We start from the raw sequence: 16,105 nt of genomic DNA on the forward strand, positions 1-16,105 counted from the left end.
CGTTCTACTCATCGGATTTGGGGGTGGACTCGGACAGTTCGGCATCCAGCGGCGCGGCTGGATGCTCCTTTTTGATCTTGGTGACCCCCGCGCCCAGGGAGACGATGCCCAGAATCAGCAGCGCCATGGGCACCAGGCCCCGCAACAGCTCGACGATCGACCACCACCAGGTGGAAACGCCCCACAGGCCAAGCGCCATGGCAATCAATCCGAATACGATCTTAGGCATTACAAGCCATCCTCAATTTTTAGATGGAAGACAAATCCAAACCTTCATCCAGCGTCCTCTCCCTCCGGACCTCTTTTTTTACGCCCAGCGCGTAGAGGAACAGGAGCAGATTGACGATCCCCATGAATATGAACGGCACGGTCGGCCCCAGCCAGTCGAACAGGATACCGCCGACCTGCAGAAAGAAGATCACCCCGAAACAGCCAACCGTGTTGAACACCCCCAGCACCGAGCCGCGGATCTCCTCGGGTGCCAGATCCATGGCCAAAGTCTGTGGTACCAGCACGCATCCGGCCTGACCGATGCCGATGATGGCCACCGGAACCAGGATCCACCAGGAAAAGGGGTTGAGGATCAACCCCATCGCCGCAAAGCCGATCCCGGAGATCAACAGGCCGATGACGATGGCCGGGATGCGCCCGATGCGCGCCGTGACCCGCCCCCAGACCGGAATCGAGATCAACACCACCAGACCGAGCATGCCGATGACGATCCCGGCGCGCGAGGCGGCCTGCTCGTGGCTGGTGTTGTGCAGCATGTCGGCGAAATAGACGAACCAGGTCATCAGGAACAGTCCGACCAGCACCATGTCGTTGCGGGCGGTGAAGGCGGAGAGGAAGCTCAACCGCAATCCCTGCTCACGCTTGACCAGCGCCCACACATCGCGAAACGGGAAACTCCGGTCCACGATCCTCGGTTCGACCATCTCCACCAGAAGTCTCTTGGCCAGCCAGGCCCCGGCCAGGGCGAACAGTCCGGCCAGCCACATGGTCATGGTGATGCCGATTTGTTCGGGCAACTGCATGAAGACCGCATAGACGATCGTCACCCCGAAGGCCATCATGAAACCGACATTGGCCAGCAGCAGGGGCCGATCCTCCTGCCGGGTGTAGTCCCCGGTGAGGGTGGCGATCTGGGGCCAGATCAGCGTGCCACCCAAGGACATCAACACCCGCACCACATAAAAGATCACCAGCGCATTGAACCCCAGCATGGCCCCGATCTCTCGATCGAAGGGAGCCAAAAGCGCGGTGATGCCCGCCAAAAGAAATCCGTAGACGATCAGCGGGATGCGCCCGATGCGATCGGAGATGTAGCCGAGATAGCCGACGAAAAGGAGATCGACCAGCTCGGTGATCGCCTGAATGTTGGCATTGACAAATCCGGCGTTCTCCCGCGTCAGACCCAGAACCCGGCTCAAATAGAGCGGTTGCAGGGCCAGGACCAGGGTCAGAAAGATCATCACGATGGCCACGATCAGATAGAGGGCGTTGTGATGATAACCCTCCAGATCCTCCATCACGGGTCTCTTTTCACCCGTTGTTGTACCGATTGGCTCCATGCCCACGTCGATTTCACGCCTTTTGATGCGACGTTTCGGCGGACAAACCAGCGATCGAGGCGATCACCGGGATGCGCCAGCGTTGGTTCATCACCACCGAAAAGAGGCCGAACATACTCAAGAACAGCACGAGCACGGTCGAGGTACTGAACAGATAAGGTCCGAGCCCGGGCAGATGCATGGCAAAGTAGGAGAGCACGGTCCAAACCCACAGCACCAAGCCCTGTCTGGCGTGAAACACGACAAACGAATCCCTGGACTCCATCAGCAACGGCACGAGGCATAAAACGCCCAGATAGCTGAGCGCGGCCAGCAAACGGGTTTTCATGGTTTTAAAGATCATCCAAGCAGGGTCGATACCCCCCGTCTGCCGGTTCGCCTTGTCAAGCGGACGACCGGCAGACGGAAACTTTGACAAGGAGGTCCGATCGACATAATAACGATCAGCTCAGCGCATCCTCCAGTTCGCCCCCTTCCTGGGAGCGCTTCATGTAGCTGTAAATGCCGACACCCACGGCAGCCAGCGCACCGACCAGCATGATCGGTCCCCAAGCGCCAAGGCCAAGACCCAGACCCAGGCTGGTGCCCGAACCGGTCCAGATGGTGCCGCCGGTGGCTGCCGCCTTGGCGCCGGCGGAGGTCGCCGCGCTGGCCGCAGCCTTGGCGCCGCCGGAGAGGGTGGCCGATCCGGTGAGCGCGGATCCGCCCGCCATGGTGTTGGTGGTCCCGGTGGCGATGCCACCCGCACCCAGGGTCGATCCGGCGGTGGCCGCAGCCAGGGTCTCGTTGCCCGCCGCCGCCGTGGTGCCCACCTTGCAGGCCGCAGCCCCCTTGCCGGCCATCGCGCCCTTGCCAGCGGTAGCCGCAGCGGCACCCTTGCCGGCTCCGGCCCCCTTGCAGATCAGGCCGCCCTTGCCAGCCGCGCCCTTGGCGGCGGTCCCTTCGATCTCAAAGCCCATCGGCTGCATGGCCACACCCGCCATGCCGGCCTTGGCCGCCGTGCCGCTGATGCCCGGATGCAGGATCAACCATTTGCCGGCGGCTGCCGTGCCGATCGGAGCCTTGCCCACGGTGACCGTCTTGCCGACCAGGGAGGTGAGTTGACCGGCCTGACGTGCCCCTTCGAGTTTCAGGGCCACCATGCCGCTGTTCGCTCCTTGGCCCGAAACCGGGTTCAGAAAGATCCAGTTCGCCAGACCATCGCCGGTTGCCACGGTGCTGCCCACCGTGAACGACTGACCCGCGAGCATCGGCACTTGGGCAGCCTGGGCAGCTCCGCTCAACTTGAACATCATGGTTTCCACTGCCATCGTAACATCTCCTTGTTTTGTTGATTATGCGTGAAAGTCAACACGCCGCAGCAAAATTATCCTTAACTCTTGACGCAAACAAACAAACAAACAAACAAAAGAATGGCAATATAATTTCAGTTGATTAATTTTATTGATGATCAATACGTATTCTTGAAAGTGGTTTATATATAGCATGCTGTGAATGTTCAATTCAAGGATGATATGGTCTTTTGGTTTAAATTTCCTGGCAGATCAATATATTGAGAACGACTCTCATTCAAGATCGAGCATTATTACATAAAGAAGAATATGCTTTCCTTTTATTGATTTTATCGCTCACAAAACACGAATTTAATTATAAAATTTACAATATTCAAAAATACAAAATACATGTATGATCTTTTTGTAATTTCTTGACATTATGCTTTCTCATACTGTAGTATCGAAAGCTGGAATTAACCAATATTGCTTACTTTTGTTCATTAATGTTTCCAAAATTATTGAGATCACGCTCAGGGGTCCAACCATGATGCTTGCCATTGCCACGTTCTTCTCCAGCCTGGGAGGCCACCTGGTTCTGGCCTGCATGGTCATCGGTGGTTTTTTGTTGAGTCTCGGGATCTTCTTGTTGCAGACCCGCCGCATCGGCAAGCAGATCGCCCGCGGCGTGCGACTCGTCAAGATGCATGCGGACTTTTCGGAACTCGACAGAGAGACCGACCCCGACCTGCGAATCCAACGGCGCAAAATCCAGTTCGCCAAAAACTGGCAGGCGTTCCGCCAGGATATGGAACAGCCGGGCATGGGCTATTTCGACTCCTCCTGGGCCGAGTTCGTCAAGCACATCATCGTACCCGCGCCGAATTCCGGGCAGGCGGTGCGTACCAGCGCCGATCCGTCGCTCTATTTCAATGAACGCTCTCTCTATTTCGTCAACATCAACACCCGGCTCTTCGATGCCATCCCCGGTTTTTTGACCGGTGGCGGCATCTTCGGCACCTTCGTCGGGTTGGTCGCCGGCATCTACCTGGCCCAGGACGGCATGTCCGCCGGACCGCAGGAGATGAAGCAGGCGATGAAGTTTCTCATGGGCGGCGTCTCCACCGCCTTCATCACCTCGATCTTCGGTATCGGTCTCTCCATCCTCTTCTCGATCATCGAAAAACGGCGCCAGCACTGGATCGGGCGCCTGGTCCACCAGTTCTGCGAGCAGCTCGAAGCCTGTTTCGAGATCCAGCATCGGGAAGACACCGGCATGACCCGCCTGCACCTCGCCCAGATGGAGCAGGTGGCGGAACTGAAAAAACTGACCCGGCTTCTGCAAACCAGAACCGTGGGGGCAGAGCAGCCCGCCCAGCCGGCTGCCGAGCTGGAAACCCGCATCGGCGCCAGCCTGGCCCCGGCGATCGGCAAGATGTTCGAGACCCTGGTGCGCTATCAGGACAACCAGCGCGCCACCCAGCAGCAGGCCATGCAGGGCGCGCTCGCCCCATTGTTCGAGCAGTTCCAGACCACGCTCGGGGAGAAACTCTCCGCCATCGAGCTGGGGCTGTTCGCCTTGAACGAGAATCTGCGCAACCAGAATGCCGGCTTGGGCGATTTGTGGAGCGATCTGCGCGCCAGCAAAAAGGAGGGGTTGTTGAACATGGCCCAGAGCATCCGCGAGGCCTTCGACGACTTTGCCGTGCAGTTCACCCTATTGATGCGCGAATCCTCCGCCGGCTCGCTCAACAGCCTCAATCAGGCCATGAGCCAGTTGACCGAAGCCTTGACCACCATCCACACCGCTCAGGAGGCTCAGTTGCGCGGGGTCGCGGAGGGACTGAACCGCTACCAGGGGGATCTCCATGGCCTCAATGACCGGCAGGGTCAGGCGCTTGCGCAACTGGTCACAGGCTTGAACGACACCACCGGACAGGGGCAGAAGCGACTCGAACAGCTCCTCACCGGTTTGAACGACATGAGCGATCAGGGGCAGAAACGTTTTGAACAGTTGTTCTCCACCCTGCAAGGGGCCAATGATCAGAGCAGCCAGAGGCTTGAACAGCTCGTCTCCGGCCTGCACAAGGGAATCGTGGCGCAGAACGAACGGCTGACCCTGTTTGTCCAGGATGCGGCGCGGATTCTTGGCGAGTTGCAAAAAAACGGTGAGGTGCAGAGCGCTCACACCCAGCAGGCCGGCTCCAATCAGGAAAAAGTGGTCAATCACCTTTTGGCCAATCTCGCCGATGTGGCCTCTGGCATGAAAAGCTCGCAACTCGAACTTGCTGCCGCGCTGAAGGACTCCTCCACCGGCATGAGCAGCCGCCTGGAGCGGGTGCTGGCCGATCTGGCGGATGTGGCCGCCGGTATGCGCGGCGCGCAGAGCGAGATGTCCGCTCTGCTCAAGGACTCATCCGCTGGTCTGGCCGGCACCATGCAACGCACCATCAGCGATCTCGGGGTGGTGGCCGCTGGCATGAAGAGCGCGCAGACGGAGCTGGTCACCCTTCTCAAGGAGTCGGCCAACAGCTTTGCCGGTCAGATGGGCAACTCTTTGAAAGACATGGCCCAATCCTCCACCGCCATGCTGGCGGTGCAAAACGAGATGCAACGCATCTTCGGGGCTGCCCCGAATCTGCTCATGGCCACCGAAAGGCTGCTCGAGGGGATGGAGCGGTTCCAGACCTCGATCGGCTCCAAGATCGATACCGCCATGATCGCGGCCAAGCCGCGCGAGGTGATCCAGCCCGGCGTGCAGGAGAAGCTGATCCTCGACCAGATGACCCGCTACATGGATTCGACCCGCGATGCCCTGCAGGAGGAGTCCAAGACCATCTCCGAGACCATGATGATGGCCGGCGGACTGCTGCTGCGCGCCGCCGAAAGCCTGGAGCAGACCGCTTCTGGTATGGCCAGCCACTTCGCCACCTCGTTGAATCAGCTCTCGACCCAGCACACCACGGCGGCCACCACCCTGCGGCAGGCGAGCGATCAGGTCGCCGGTCGCCTGGAGGAGTCCATCTCCACCCTGCTTCTGACCATGGAGGAGATGCGGTACGCCGTGGATGGCATGCTGCAAAACGCCAACAAGCGGGAAACCGTGGTGCAATCGCGCCCGGATGAGGAGATGCGGCTCGGCCAGCAACGCCTGGAGGAGACCCTGATCGGTATTCTGCACTACATCGAACGGCTGGAGAGCAATCATCAAACGACCGTGTTGAGCCTCGATCACCACAACCAGACGGTCGCCACCGCCTTGCAAAACTCGCGTGACTTCATGAGCCAGGGCCACGCCGAGCTGCAATCCTTGGTCGGCGTGGCCGCCTCCTCTCTGGTGCAGGCGGTCGGCGAGATCAATCACGCCCTGACCCGGCTGAACCTCTCGATGCAGCAGCAATCCACCCGCATGGTGGATGACAATCGTCAGGCACTCACCGAGGTCACCTCGCTCTCCACCAACCTGGCCAAAAACTTCGATCCGGAGCAGGGGCGTTTCGGCAATCTGATCGAGGCCATGGAGTCCGGGGCGATGATGATCGCCGTGGCCGGCGACAAACTGCAAACCAGCAGCGACAAGCTGGAAAAGGTCTCCACCACGCTCACCGCCACCCAGGAGACCGCGCGCCAGACCCTGGCCGGCATCGGCAAGGCGCACGAGCAGTTGCGTCTGCTCCTCACCAACTACGAAGCCCGTTTCGAGAAGGTCGATGATACCCTGGGTCGCACCTTCGGCCATCTCAACAACGGCGTGCAGGAGTTCTCGGAGAAGGTGCTCCATTTCATCGGCCAGATCGATGAGCACATGGGCGGGATTTCCGAAAAACTGGGCTACAGCGTCGGCGATCTGGGCTCCAAGCTTGATGACATGAACGACACCTTGAGCGGCTTTCTGGAGTCTCTTTCCAATACGCTGCTCAAACCGTTGATCGAAAGCTCCCGGCAGGTGATGCAGGCCGGGCAGAAGATCCACGCGGCTATGGAGAATTTGCAACAACTTTCGCAAACCCTGAAGACTGCCGATGGCCTCTCCCACAAGGAGGCCGAGCAGACGCTGGCCGCCATGAATGAGGCCCAGGAGCGGTTGAAGATGACCATGGCCGCCATGCAGCAGCAATTTCAATCCACCTGGAGTGAGCATCAACAGAAGGTCGATCAGGTCACCCGAGACATGGCGCAAACGCTCGGGACTCTCAATGGTGACCTCAAATCCTTCTCCTCGGAGAAGATCCTGGAGTTCATCGGCGGCGTGGACGAACACATGGATCTGGTGTCCCACCAGTTGCGCGGCACCATCGAGGATCTGCACGGCAAGCTCGAAGAGATGAACGAGACCATGAATTACTACATGCAGATCAACCCGGACCAGAGGTAACGGAACTGCCATGTATCAGCGCAGGCGCGAAACCCGGGGGCCGCAATACACGGCGCACGACTACTCCATCTCGATCAGCGATGTGATGTCCGCGCTGTTGTATGTGTTCATCGTCATTCTGATCATCTTCTCGTTCAACATGGGCAACTCGGAGAGCGATTTCCGCGTGGAATATGAAAAGGCCGCCCAGGAGCGCGAGAAGATCAAAAAACTTCACGACGAACAGAGCGAAAAACTCAAAAAACTCGAAGTCGGCATCGTCGAGTTGCGCGATCTGGCCGCCAACCTGAAACGCGACCTCGACTCGCACATGGCCAAGACCCGGCAGCTTCTCCAGCAGCTTCTGGCCGACCTCCACCACGATCTGCAAGCCGAGAATGTCCAGGTGTTCATCGATCCCAATCACGGCATTTTGCGACTGCCGAACGAGATCCTCTTTCCCCTGGGCGTGGCGCAATTCGCCCCCGGCGGGGAGGAGACCCTGACCAAACTGGCCCGGGTGCTGGCGCGGCATCTCCCCTGCTATGCCGGGTCGGTGGACAAGGCGACCCGTCCGGCCTTCTGCACCGAGCAGCAGTGGAATCCCGGCACGCTCGATGCGGTCTTCATCGAGGGGCATACCGACAACGTGGCGCTGGGCAAGGCCAACCCCTTTGCCAACAACCTGCACCTCTCCGGCATGCGCGCCATCAAGACCTTCGAGACCATTCTCGGTGGCGAGAAGGGGGCTTCGGTACTCAAGGAGTTGCGCAACCAGAAGGGGCAATCGGTCTTTGGCATCAGCGGCTATGGCGAACACCGCCCGGTGGTCCCGCATGACGCCCCGACCGCCGAACCAGCCAACCGGCGCATCGACATACGCTTTTTCCTGGTCAATCCCAAACCACCGGCGGTCATTCCGCAACTTTTTGAAGAGTTGGACCGCCTGACCCAGAAACTCGATGCCCTGAAATGAGCCTGAAACGCGCCCTTTTCGCTTATCAGCAAGCCGTGGTCCATCCGGTCAACCTGCCCGTGGGCAGTCGGGTGGCGCTGGCCGAGCAGAAATTGGCCGCCCTGGTGGCACAAAGCGGCTTCACCCGCATCCCGGCGGAAGATCTCCAGACTGGTCTGTTACGCGTGGCCGAATGGATCACCCAGCACGACGGGATCGACGGACTCGCGCGCAAGGATTTGAAGAAAATGCCCTGGTTCCTTTTCGAGGATCTGGGGGATGGGGTGACCCTGGCAGCCCTGCCGGAGTTGCTCCCCGCCTGGCTGGCGTGGTTTCGCGATCATCCTTCCAGCGGCACGCTGTCGGTGCTGCTCCATCAGGTACTCTTGAAGCCCCTCACCCCGCAACAATTGACCCGGTTGCATCCGGTGCTGCTGGCGAGCATGGCCAGCAGTCGTCATCCCAAATGGCAGCTCTGGAAGGAGCGTTGCGATCGTTTTCAGCTGTTGTCCCTCGACGGGCCGGATCGTCTGGCCGAGCGGATCTGTCAGGGTGATCTCAGCTTCGAGACCTTTTGCCAGGAGGCCGGTTTCACCGGTGAGTTGGCCACGGGCGGCTTTGTCCAGCGTGCCCTGGTCCGGCTGCTGATCCGGTTGGAGCACTACGCGGACCCGAAACGCGGGCTGAAATTCGAGTCGTTGAAAACACTGCTGCACGGCTTTCGCGATCAGCAGGGGCATTTTTTGCAGATCATTCCCGGTTTCAAGGCGCAACTGGCCGAACGCCTGCTGACCCCCTTCGTCGATCGGGAACCCGAGGCCAACCTGAAGAACCTGGTGCGGGATTTCCTGGTCAAGAATCTGGGCGATCCGCGCACCCATCCGGCAGCCTGGCAGGCGGTCGATCCCAGGGCGCGTCAGGTGATCACCGTGTGGCTCTCCGGTCGCCCGGCGCGGGTCGATGACAAGTTGTGGATGTTTGTGGAGGAGGCCAACAAGCAGATCGCCGGACTGGAGCAGGATTTCTACCAGATCCGGAATCACCCCTCCGCCGTGCCGCCCAATCTTCTGTTGCAGGCCAAGAATCGCCTCAATGCCATCATCGGGGTCGCTCAGTTTTTTCACCTGTTTGATGTGATCAACACCTGCAAGACGATCGAATCGACCTTGAACCGGATTGCCCAGCGGCAGATGGTGGAGGATCTCCAACTCGTCGATGAACTGTTCGATCGCCTGGGACTGTTGCAAACCGCGCTCCGGGATGTGCCGGGGTTCATTTTTCGCGCCTGAGATCTCAAGGTCACCCATGCCGCCTTCCACGCTCCCGCCCGTTGTGCATGATCGCCCCATCCGGATCACGGACCATATCTATTGGGTGGGTTATTACGATCCGGAGAGCCGGATGTCATGCAATCCGTATCTCATCGTCGATGGCGATGAGGCGGTGGTGATCGATGCCGGCAGTCGCCCGGACTTCAGCACGGTGATGCGCAAGATCCTGCAGGCCGGGGTGGCGCCAAGCCGCATCCACACGCTCATCTACCAGCACTACGATCCGGATCTGTGCGGCAGCCTGCCCAATTTGGAGGAGATGATCGACCGGGCTGATCTTAATGTAATTTCTAAGAGTGAAAACAATTATTTCATCAAACACTATGGAGGTAAATCGCAGTTGCGCTGCATCGACGCCCTGGAAAGGAAACTCACGCTGGACTCTGGGCGCATACTGCAGTTCATTCCCACTCCCTACGCCCACTCGGCGGGCAGTTTCATGACCTGGGATGAATCTTCCCGGACGCTTTTCACCAGCGATCTGTTCGGCGGGATGTGTGCGTGCGGGGAGGGCAACCAACTGTTTGTTCCTTTGTCACCCGTCTGTCATGCCTGCGATCGCCAGGGGTCAGTCGATCGGCTGCCGTGTGACCAGACCGGCAAACCCTGCCCGCTGCCCGGCATCGAGCAGTTTCATCGTCAGGTCATGCCTTCTTGTGCCGCGTTGCGTCATGCTCTGGCGCGGGTCCGGGAGATTGCCCCGGAGATCGTCGCCCCACAGCATGGCGCGTTGCTCGCCAATCCCGCGGATATCGCTTTGGTCACCAACCGCCTCTCCGCCTTGAACGATGTCGGCATCGACGGCGTGCTGTTGAAGACCGCGTGATGAACAACAGCCTGCACCACCTGCTGGTCGAATGCGCCCGGGATTCCGACCCCCGTATGATGCAACTGCTGGTCATCATCCTCGAGCAGCAGGCCCGATTGTCGGAAAAGGAGCTCTATCATGACCTGCTGGTCGAGTTGATCGGCCAGTTGGTGGAATCCGAACAACAACTGACGCGCAATAAGGAGGCGCTGCAATCGGCCAAGGAAGAGCTTGAAGCCCAGAATCGCCAACTGATCGAGCTGGACCGGATCAAGCGGGATGTGGAGTTGATCGCACGTCACGACCTCAAATCCCCCTTGAACGGCATCCTCGGGTGTACGGAGTTGCTCGGCGAGACCTCCCTGACCCTTGAGCAGCAGCGCCATTTGCAGACCATCCGCAAGGCGGGCATGTCGGCTCTGCATATGATCACCCTGTCGCTCGGGCTTTACAAAATGGAGCAGAAGAGCTACCGACTGGAGCCGGTGCGTCTCGATCTCGTGCCGATTTTATCGACGATCCGGGAGGATCTGCGCGCTTTGATAAACGGTAATGAGTTGCATTTAAATATTCTCCTGGAGTATACTCCACTCCAGGCCGGCGATACCTTCTTCGTGCGTGGCGAGGAGCTGCTCTGCTATTCGCTGTTTGCCAACCTGATCAAGAATGCCCTGGAGGCCGCCCCCCCGAGTTCCACGGTGCAGGTGCTGCTGTTTGTACGCCCCTTAAATGGAGTGATTCTCATTCATAATTTTGGAGCGGTCCCGGAGGAGTTGCGCGGGAACTTCTTCGAGAAATACACCACCGCGGGCAAGCATTCCGGAACCGGTCTGGGTACCTATTCGGCCAAACTGATTTGCGAAACCATGGGGGGGCGGATCGGCATGCAGGCCTCAGAGCCGGAGGGGACGCGCATCATCGTGGTGCTGCCCTCCGGGGTGGGCGATTGGGCTGGAGAGACCATACCGCCGGAGGTGGTCGAGCCCTGGAGGCATTGTCCGCTCGCTGGGGTGACGACGGATCAGGAGGTGCAATCGCCAGGATATGCCGCGCTGCTGCGAGAACTGCGCCGTGCTTTGGCGGAGCGGGATCTCCCTGGCTCCCTGGAGCGGGTCGAAGCGTTGAAACGGTTGGCCTCCGGGGCCGGGATCCGGGGTGTGGCCACGCAAGCGCTGCGGCTGCAGGGGGTGATCGAGGTGGAGAGTTGGGAGGCGGCGGAAGCGGCTTTTCTGAAATTGGTCCGAGCGGTCGAACAGGGGGGGAGCGTCTTGTGAAGGCGTGATGGGGATCGAGTCGTTTTGGGTGTGTTGAATGTTCATGGTGCGTGGTATGGGAGTGGTCAATGGGTGAATCATCTGCACGGGTCACGGTTGGGCTGATCGGCAATCCGAACAGCGGCAAGACGACCCTGTTCAATCGTTTGTGCGGCGCGCATGCACCGGTTGCCAACTATCCGCGGGTGACGGTTCTGGTGCACGAGCAGGAGTTCGAGCACGCCGGCTTGAACTTTCTGCTCGCCGATCTGCCGGGACTCTACGCCCTGACCACCCAGACCCCGGAGGAGAGCGGCGCGCGCGATCATCTGCACGCCGAGCGCTCCCAAATTCTGGTCAACGTGCTGGATGCGGGCAATCTGGAGCGGTCGCTGTTTCTGACCACCCAGTTGGTGGAGATGGGACGACCGATCATCTTCGTGCTCAACATGATCGACGAGGCGGAACGCAAATGGCTCTCCATCGATGCCGCCGGGCTATCGAAGCGTTTAGGCGGTCCGGTGATCAAGGTCAACGGGGTGACCGGCGAAGGGATCGACGGGTTGCGCGCTGCCTTGGTTGGGATCGCCCGGGCCATGCCGCATCACCCGGCCCCACTGGTGATCGATTATGACGATCATCTGGCCGCGGCCATCGAACGGGTGCAGGGTCTGATTCGTCAACTCCATCCCGACTCCATGGAGCCTCATCAAAGCCGTTGGCTGGCGATCAAGCTTCTGGAAGGCGACGATGCCCTGTTGCAACGCGAGGGGGATCATGCCCAGTTGCTGGGATTGGTCGATCAGGAGCGTCAGGAGTTGGCCCGCGAGCATGGTGGTGAGTGCGAAATGTTGTTCGCCGATGCCCGTTTCGCCCATGTGCAGGGGTTGATCGCCGCCTGCGCCCGTCGCGCCGAACCCTCGGACAGGCCGGATTGGACCGGGCGGTTGGATCGTTGGCTGTTGCACCGGGTGTGGGGTCTGCCGCTGTTCGTGGGGTTTTTGTGGGTGATGTTTCAGACCACCTTCACCCTGGGGAAATACCCGATGAGCGCGATCGAGGCGGTCGTCGGCTGGGTCAAGGAGTTCGCCGACAGCCTGATCCCGGCGGGCATGCTGCACGATCTGGTCATCAACGGGGTGATCGCCGGGGTGGGCGGGACGATCATTTTTCTGCCCAACGTGGTGATTTTGTTCTTCTTCATGGCAATGTTCAGCGAGAGCGGCTATCTGACCCGCGCCGCCTTCCTGATGGATCGGTTGATGCACGCCTTTGGTCTGCACGGCAAGGCGTTGATCCCGCTGGTGGTCGGGTTCGGCTGCAACGTGCCGGGGGTGCTGGCTGCCCGGACCATCGAGAGTCCCCGTGCCCGGTTGATCACCATCCTGGTCAACCCCTTCGTGCTGTGCGCGGCACGTCTGCCGGTGTTCATTCTCTTTGCGGGGGCTTTCTTCAGCGATATGGCGGCCACCATGGTGTTTCTGATGTACATGATCAGCATCGCCATGGCCATGGTGGGTTCGGTGCTGCTCAATCGTCTGCTGCCTAAAGGAATGAAAGAGAGCTTTATCATGGAGTTGCCCCCCTACCGGATGCCGACCTGGCGTTCCCTAAGCCGGCAGATGTGGGACAATGCCCTGGATTTTCTCAACAAGATCGGCGGCGTGATTCTGGTGGGCTCCATGGTGCTCTGGTTCATGAAGGAGTTTCCCAAGGAGATCGACTGGAGCATGGATTTTGCCGGTCACATCGAACAGTTGAAGAAGGAGCCGGAAAGCCCGCAACGTGACGAGGCCATTGCCAAATTGACCCGGCAGCAGGCCCAGGAGTCCCTCGCCAACAGCTATCTGGGCCGCATCGCCCAGGCGGCAAGCCCGGTTTTCGCGCCTTTGGAATTTACCTGGCGGGATACGGTGGCGATCTTGACCGGCTTCATGGCCAAGGAGGTGGTGGTGGCCAGCTATGCGGTGCTCTACGCTGAAGAGCGCGAGCAGGCCTCCGAGTCAGCCAGCCTCAGGGAGCAGTTGTCCAAGACCATGACCCCCTGGGTGGCCTTCGCCTTCATGATGTTCACGCTGCTCTACTCCCCCTGCCTGGCCACCATCGCCGCCATCCGGCGCGAGGCCGGCAGTTGGGGATGGGCCGGCTTCTCCGTGCTCTTCTCTCTCTCCATCGCCTGGAGCCTGGCCTTCCTGGTGGTCTGGATCGGGAGGTTGCTATCCTGAAAATCGCCGTGCACCACGTTTCAGGCTTGTCATCCGAGCACCCCGCAAGAATCCGGTTGTCCATGATCGCCCGTTCACGGTCACGGATGGGGAGGTGAGACGGAAGATCCGCTCTTGCTTCGATCCAAGGGGGGCTTTTTGAAAACGTGATCAAACCAGTCGAACTCACGCCGGATGTCGCCCTGGAGCGGTATCGGCATCTCACGGCCATTGAGCAGAGCGTCCTGCAATTTTTGGCCATTCTCGTTGAATCCACCCATCGGACCCATCTGGCCAACGGCTTGCGGGATGCCGGCATCAAGGGCGAGGCGGGCAAGCCGCTTAGAACCCAGGCGCTGATACCGATTCTGCATCGTTTGAGCTCCCTGGGCTTGGTCAGCTCCGATTATACCAGCAATCAACCATTTCGTTGCGAGGCGGTCATCGCCTTCCATGCCACCCGGTCTGCCATTCTCGCCAAACGGTTCGATCCGATCGTTGCCAGCATCCGGAAACATTTCCCCCTGATCGAACCTTATTACAGCTACTCGAAGCGGATGGTCAGCGTTGCACGGGGTTTGCGCGAGTTGCGCATCGCCGTTTTCGTTCAGGACCCCTCAAAGATCGACTTCCTGCTTGAAGCCTGCCGGGAACAATTTCCGCACGAGATGGCAGCGTCCCGGCCCTGGGGCTGGATCTGCGATACCCCCTTCGAGCGAGCCTGGTTCGAGACGCTGCCGCCCGCCATTCAGCTCCAGGCGTTGAATGAGATCATCCCGGATCGTCTGATGCGTCTGGAGAGTGTGACCGATCTTCGTCAGATCGTGGGCGATTCGCTCAAGCATCCCGACCCGCTTTTGGCCCCGAGCTTAAGAAAACAGTGGATCACCATTCTGTTGTTTCAGGGCGAGATCCGCGAGGCAGGCACCCTGCTTCCATGTCCCTGTTTTGATACGCTCACCCCATGAGCGAGATCACCCAGCCCCATGATCGTCGTGTTCAAGGTGCTGTTGTCCACTCCGTGACGGCAGGTGCCTTGCTGCGGGAGCGTTTGCCTCCGGAGGTGCCGCGGTTATGTCTCAGGCTACCCACCCAAAAAATTACAGCAGTTTACGGACTCAATCTCGATCGAATCTTAAGTGTAATCATTAAAAATTAACTTCTTAAGTTTTTACAAACACAGGCAAGTCAATTTTCGTGGGACTTGACACGGATAAAATGCAAGTTAAAATGAATGGATCCAGTGATAAAAGCTGCTTGACTCCCAAGACAGTTATGAGACTTCCATCAATAAAATCACCCACCCCAATATGGATGTGTTTTATCATGCGAATCAGGAGGCGATCATGAAATACAGAATTAATATTAGTTGTTATGTTGCTTTTTGGATAGCCTTTGGTGGAATGTTATGGTCTACATCAGGGGATGCTGCCGAACAAATTTCATCGATTGCCAGAGGAGGTAAACTTTATGACAAATGGTTCGAAGAGAAAGGATCTTCGGAGCCGTCAACAACCCATCCAGCATACCCACCAAGCGGTGGGTATGCTGACAAGGCCAAAGACACATGGCGATGCAAAGAGTGTCACGGATGGGATTATCAAGGAAAGCTTGGGGCTTATGAAACCGGCAAGCACGCTACTGGGATCGTGGGAATCGAGCGCTTCAAACAGGGGGATGTCAGTAAGGTCGTAAATATTCTAAAAAATGACACACATCTATATGGCGAAAAATTGGATGAGAAAGATATCAACGATTTAGCCTTGTTTGTCACTCAGGGGCAGGTTGAAATGGATCGCTGGATTAATAAAAAGACAAAGGAGGTCAATGGGGATCGTCAGAGAGGTGAGGCGGTTTATAATACGATCTGCTCTGGATGTCATGGCAAGGATGGACTGGCCGTGGAGAAAATGCCAGCGGTAGGTAAGGTGGCATCTGAAAATCCGTGGGAAACATTGCACAAAATACTCAATGGAGAACCGGATAGCAAGATGCCGGCCTTGCGTGCCTTGGAACTGCAAATTTCTGTTGATGTGCTGAGCTACGCCGCCACGCTGCCAAAAAGCAAATCAGGAAAGTGATTCCATGGTATGAACTTGGAATAATCCAATAAAATCGAATAGATCCAGGGATGCCTTCCTGATTTTTCCAACGATGGAGATCCCTGGAGAGGATCGATAAAAAAGATTGATTGTTGGTGGCGACCGGACGTTTCGATGGACGTCCGGTCGCCACCAACAAAGGTGTGATCTCAATGCATCCCGATGGCCTGATGGTACAGGTCCACCATATTCTCCTGTTCCGAAAATGCCAGCGGTAGGTAAGGTGGCATCTGAAAATCCGTGGGAAACATTGCAC

General features: G+C 58.5%; 12 protein-coding genes. 8 read left to right on the forward strand and 4 right to left on the reverse strand.

Annotation, left to right across the window (positions count from 1 at the left end; all coding sequences use genetic code 11):
* Positions 1-4 precede the first annotated feature (4 nt).
* From mamI to mamD, 4 genes are all read right to left on the reverse strand, one after another.
* Positions 5-229, reverse strand: coding sequence for a magnetosome protein MamI (gene mamI / locus ACV4UY_RS11630; RefSeq protein ID WP_491607756.1), 225 nt, complete (start codon positions 227-229; stop codon positions 5-7).
* Positions 230-248: 19 nt separating this feature from the next.
* Complete coding sequence (gene mamH, locus ACV4UY_RS11635; protein ID WP_491607757.1) at positions 249-1,529, reverse strand: magnetosome biogenesis transporter MamH; 1,281 nt, start codon at positions 1,527-1,529, stop codon at positions 249-251.
* Positions 1,530-1,584: 55 nt separating this feature from the next.
* Positions 1,585-1,899, reverse strand: coding sequence for a magnetosome magnetite crystal formation protein family (locus ACV4UY_RS11640; RefSeq protein WP_491607758.1), 315 nt, complete (start codon positions 1,897-1,899; stop codon positions 1,585-1,587).
* A 115-nt stretch (positions 1,900-2,014) separates the two neighbouring features.
* Positions 2,015-2,881: a magnetosome protein MamD gene (gene mamD, locus ACV4UY_RS11645; protein WP_491607759.1), complete on the reverse strand. Its 867-nt coding sequence runs from the start codon at positions 2,879-2,881 to the stop codon at positions 2,015-2,017.
* Positions 2,882-3,389: 508 nt separating this feature from the next.
* Between mamD and ACV4UY_RS11650 the strand changes: the two genes are divergently transcribed.
* The 8 genes from ACV4UY_RS11650 to ACV4UY_RS11685 all read left to right on the forward strand — a co-directional run bounded on the left by ACV4UY_RS11650 (position 3,390) and on the right by ACV4UY_RS11685 (position 15,828).
* Positions 3,390-7,217 carry a hypothetical protein gene (locus ACV4UY_RS11650; protein WP_491607760.1) on the forward strand — a complete coding sequence of 1,276 codons (3,828 nt, stop codon included), beginning with the start codon at positions 3,390-3,392 and terminating at the stop codon, positions 7,215-7,217.
* Positions 7,218-7,227: 10 nt separating this feature from the next.
* Positions 7,228-8,172, forward strand: a complete 945-nt coding sequence (locus ACV4UY_RS11655) for an OmpA/MotB family protein (protein ID WP_491607761.1) — start codon at positions 7,228-7,230, stop codon at positions 8,170-8,172.
* A complete protein-coding gene (locus ACV4UY_RS11660; protein WP_491607762.1) occupies positions 8,169-9,440 on the forward strand; it encodes an EH signature domain-containing protein in 1,272 nt (423 codons plus the stop codon). Before ACV4UY_RS11655 ends, ACV4UY_RS11660 begins: the two co-directional genes overlap by 4 nt.
* Before the next feature lie 112 nt (positions 9,441-9,552).
* On the forward strand, positions 9,553-10,308 hold the full coding sequence (locus tag ACV4UY_RS11665; protein ID WP_491607763.1) for an oxygen-binding di-iron domain-containing protein: 756 nt from the start codon (positions 9,553-9,555) through the stop codon (positions 10,306-10,308).
* Positions 10,308-11,564 carry a sensor histidine kinase gene (locus ACV4UY_RS11670; RefSeq protein ID WP_491607764.1) on the forward strand — a complete coding sequence of 419 codons (1,257 nt, stop codon included), beginning with the start codon at positions 10,308-10,310 and terminating at the stop codon, positions 11,562-11,564. The genes ACV4UY_RS11665 and ACV4UY_RS11670 overlap by 1 nt, the downstream gene beginning before the upstream one ends.
* Positions 11,565-11,632: 68 nt before the next feature.
* Positions 11,633-13,768, forward strand: coding sequence for a ferrous iron transport protein B (gene feoB / locus ACV4UY_RS11675; RefSeq protein ID WP_491607765.1), 2,136 nt, complete (start codon positions 11,633-11,635; stop codon positions 13,766-13,768).
* 146 nt (positions 13,769-13,914) lie between these two features.
* Positions 13,915-14,715 carry a hypothetical protein gene (locus tag ACV4UY_RS11680; RefSeq protein WP_491607766.1) on the forward strand — a complete coding sequence of 267 codons (801 nt, stop codon included), beginning with the start codon at positions 13,915-13,917 and terminating at the stop codon, positions 14,713-14,715.
* A gap of 378 nt (positions 14,716-15,093) precedes the next feature.
* Positions 15,094-15,828 carry a cytochrome c gene (locus ACV4UY_RS11685; protein WP_491607767.1) on the forward strand — a complete coding sequence of 245 codons (735 nt, stop codon included), beginning with the start codon at positions 15,094-15,096 and terminating at the stop codon, positions 15,826-15,828.
* Positions 15,829-16,105 lie beyond the last annotated feature (277 nt).

The sequence above is a fragment of the Candidatus Magnetaquiglobus sp. genome (genome assembly GCF_058402785.1).

Coding starts and splice junctions, on each gene's coding strand:
- mamI (WP_491607756.1), bottom strand. CDS start 229: ATGCCTAAGATCGTATTCGGATTGATTGCCATGGCGCTTGGCCTGTGG.
- mamH (WP_491607757.1), bottom strand. CDS start 1,529: ATGGAGGATCTGGAGGGTTATCATCACAACGCCCTCTATCTGATCGTG.
- ACV4UY_RS11640 (WP_491607758.1), bottom strand. CDS start 1,899: ATGAAAACCCGTTTGCTGGCCGCGCTCAGCTATCTGGGCGTTTTATGC.
- mamD (WP_491607759.1), bottom strand. CDS start 2,881: ATGGCAGTGGAAACCATGATGTTCAAGTTGAGCGGAGCTGCCCAGGCT.
- ACV4UY_RS11650 (WP_491607760.1), top strand. CDS start 3,390: ATGATGCTTGCCATTGCCACGTTCTTCTCCAGCCTGGGAGGCCACCTG.
- ACV4UY_RS11655 (WP_491607761.1), top strand. CDS start 7,228: ATGTATCAGCGCAGGCGCGAAACCCGGGGGCCGCAATACACGGCGCAC.
- ACV4UY_RS11660 (WP_491607762.1), top strand. CDS start 8,169: ATGAGCCTGAAACGCGCCCTTTTCGCTTATCAGCAAGCCGTGGTCCAT.
- ACV4UY_RS11665 (WP_491607763.1), top strand. CDS start 9,553: ATGTCATGCAATCCGTATCTCATCGTCGATGGCGATGAGGCGGTGGTG.
- ACV4UY_RS11670 (WP_491607764.1), top strand. CDS start 10,308: ATGAACAACAGCCTGCACCACCTGCTGGTCGAATGCGCCCGGGATTCC.
- feoB (WP_491607765.1), top strand. CDS start 11,633: ATGGGTGAATCATCTGCACGGGTCACGGTTGGGCTGATCGGCAATCCG.
- ACV4UY_RS11685 (WP_491607767.1), top strand. CDS start 15,094: ATGAAATACAGAATTAATATTAGTTGTTATGTTGCTTTTTGGATAGCC.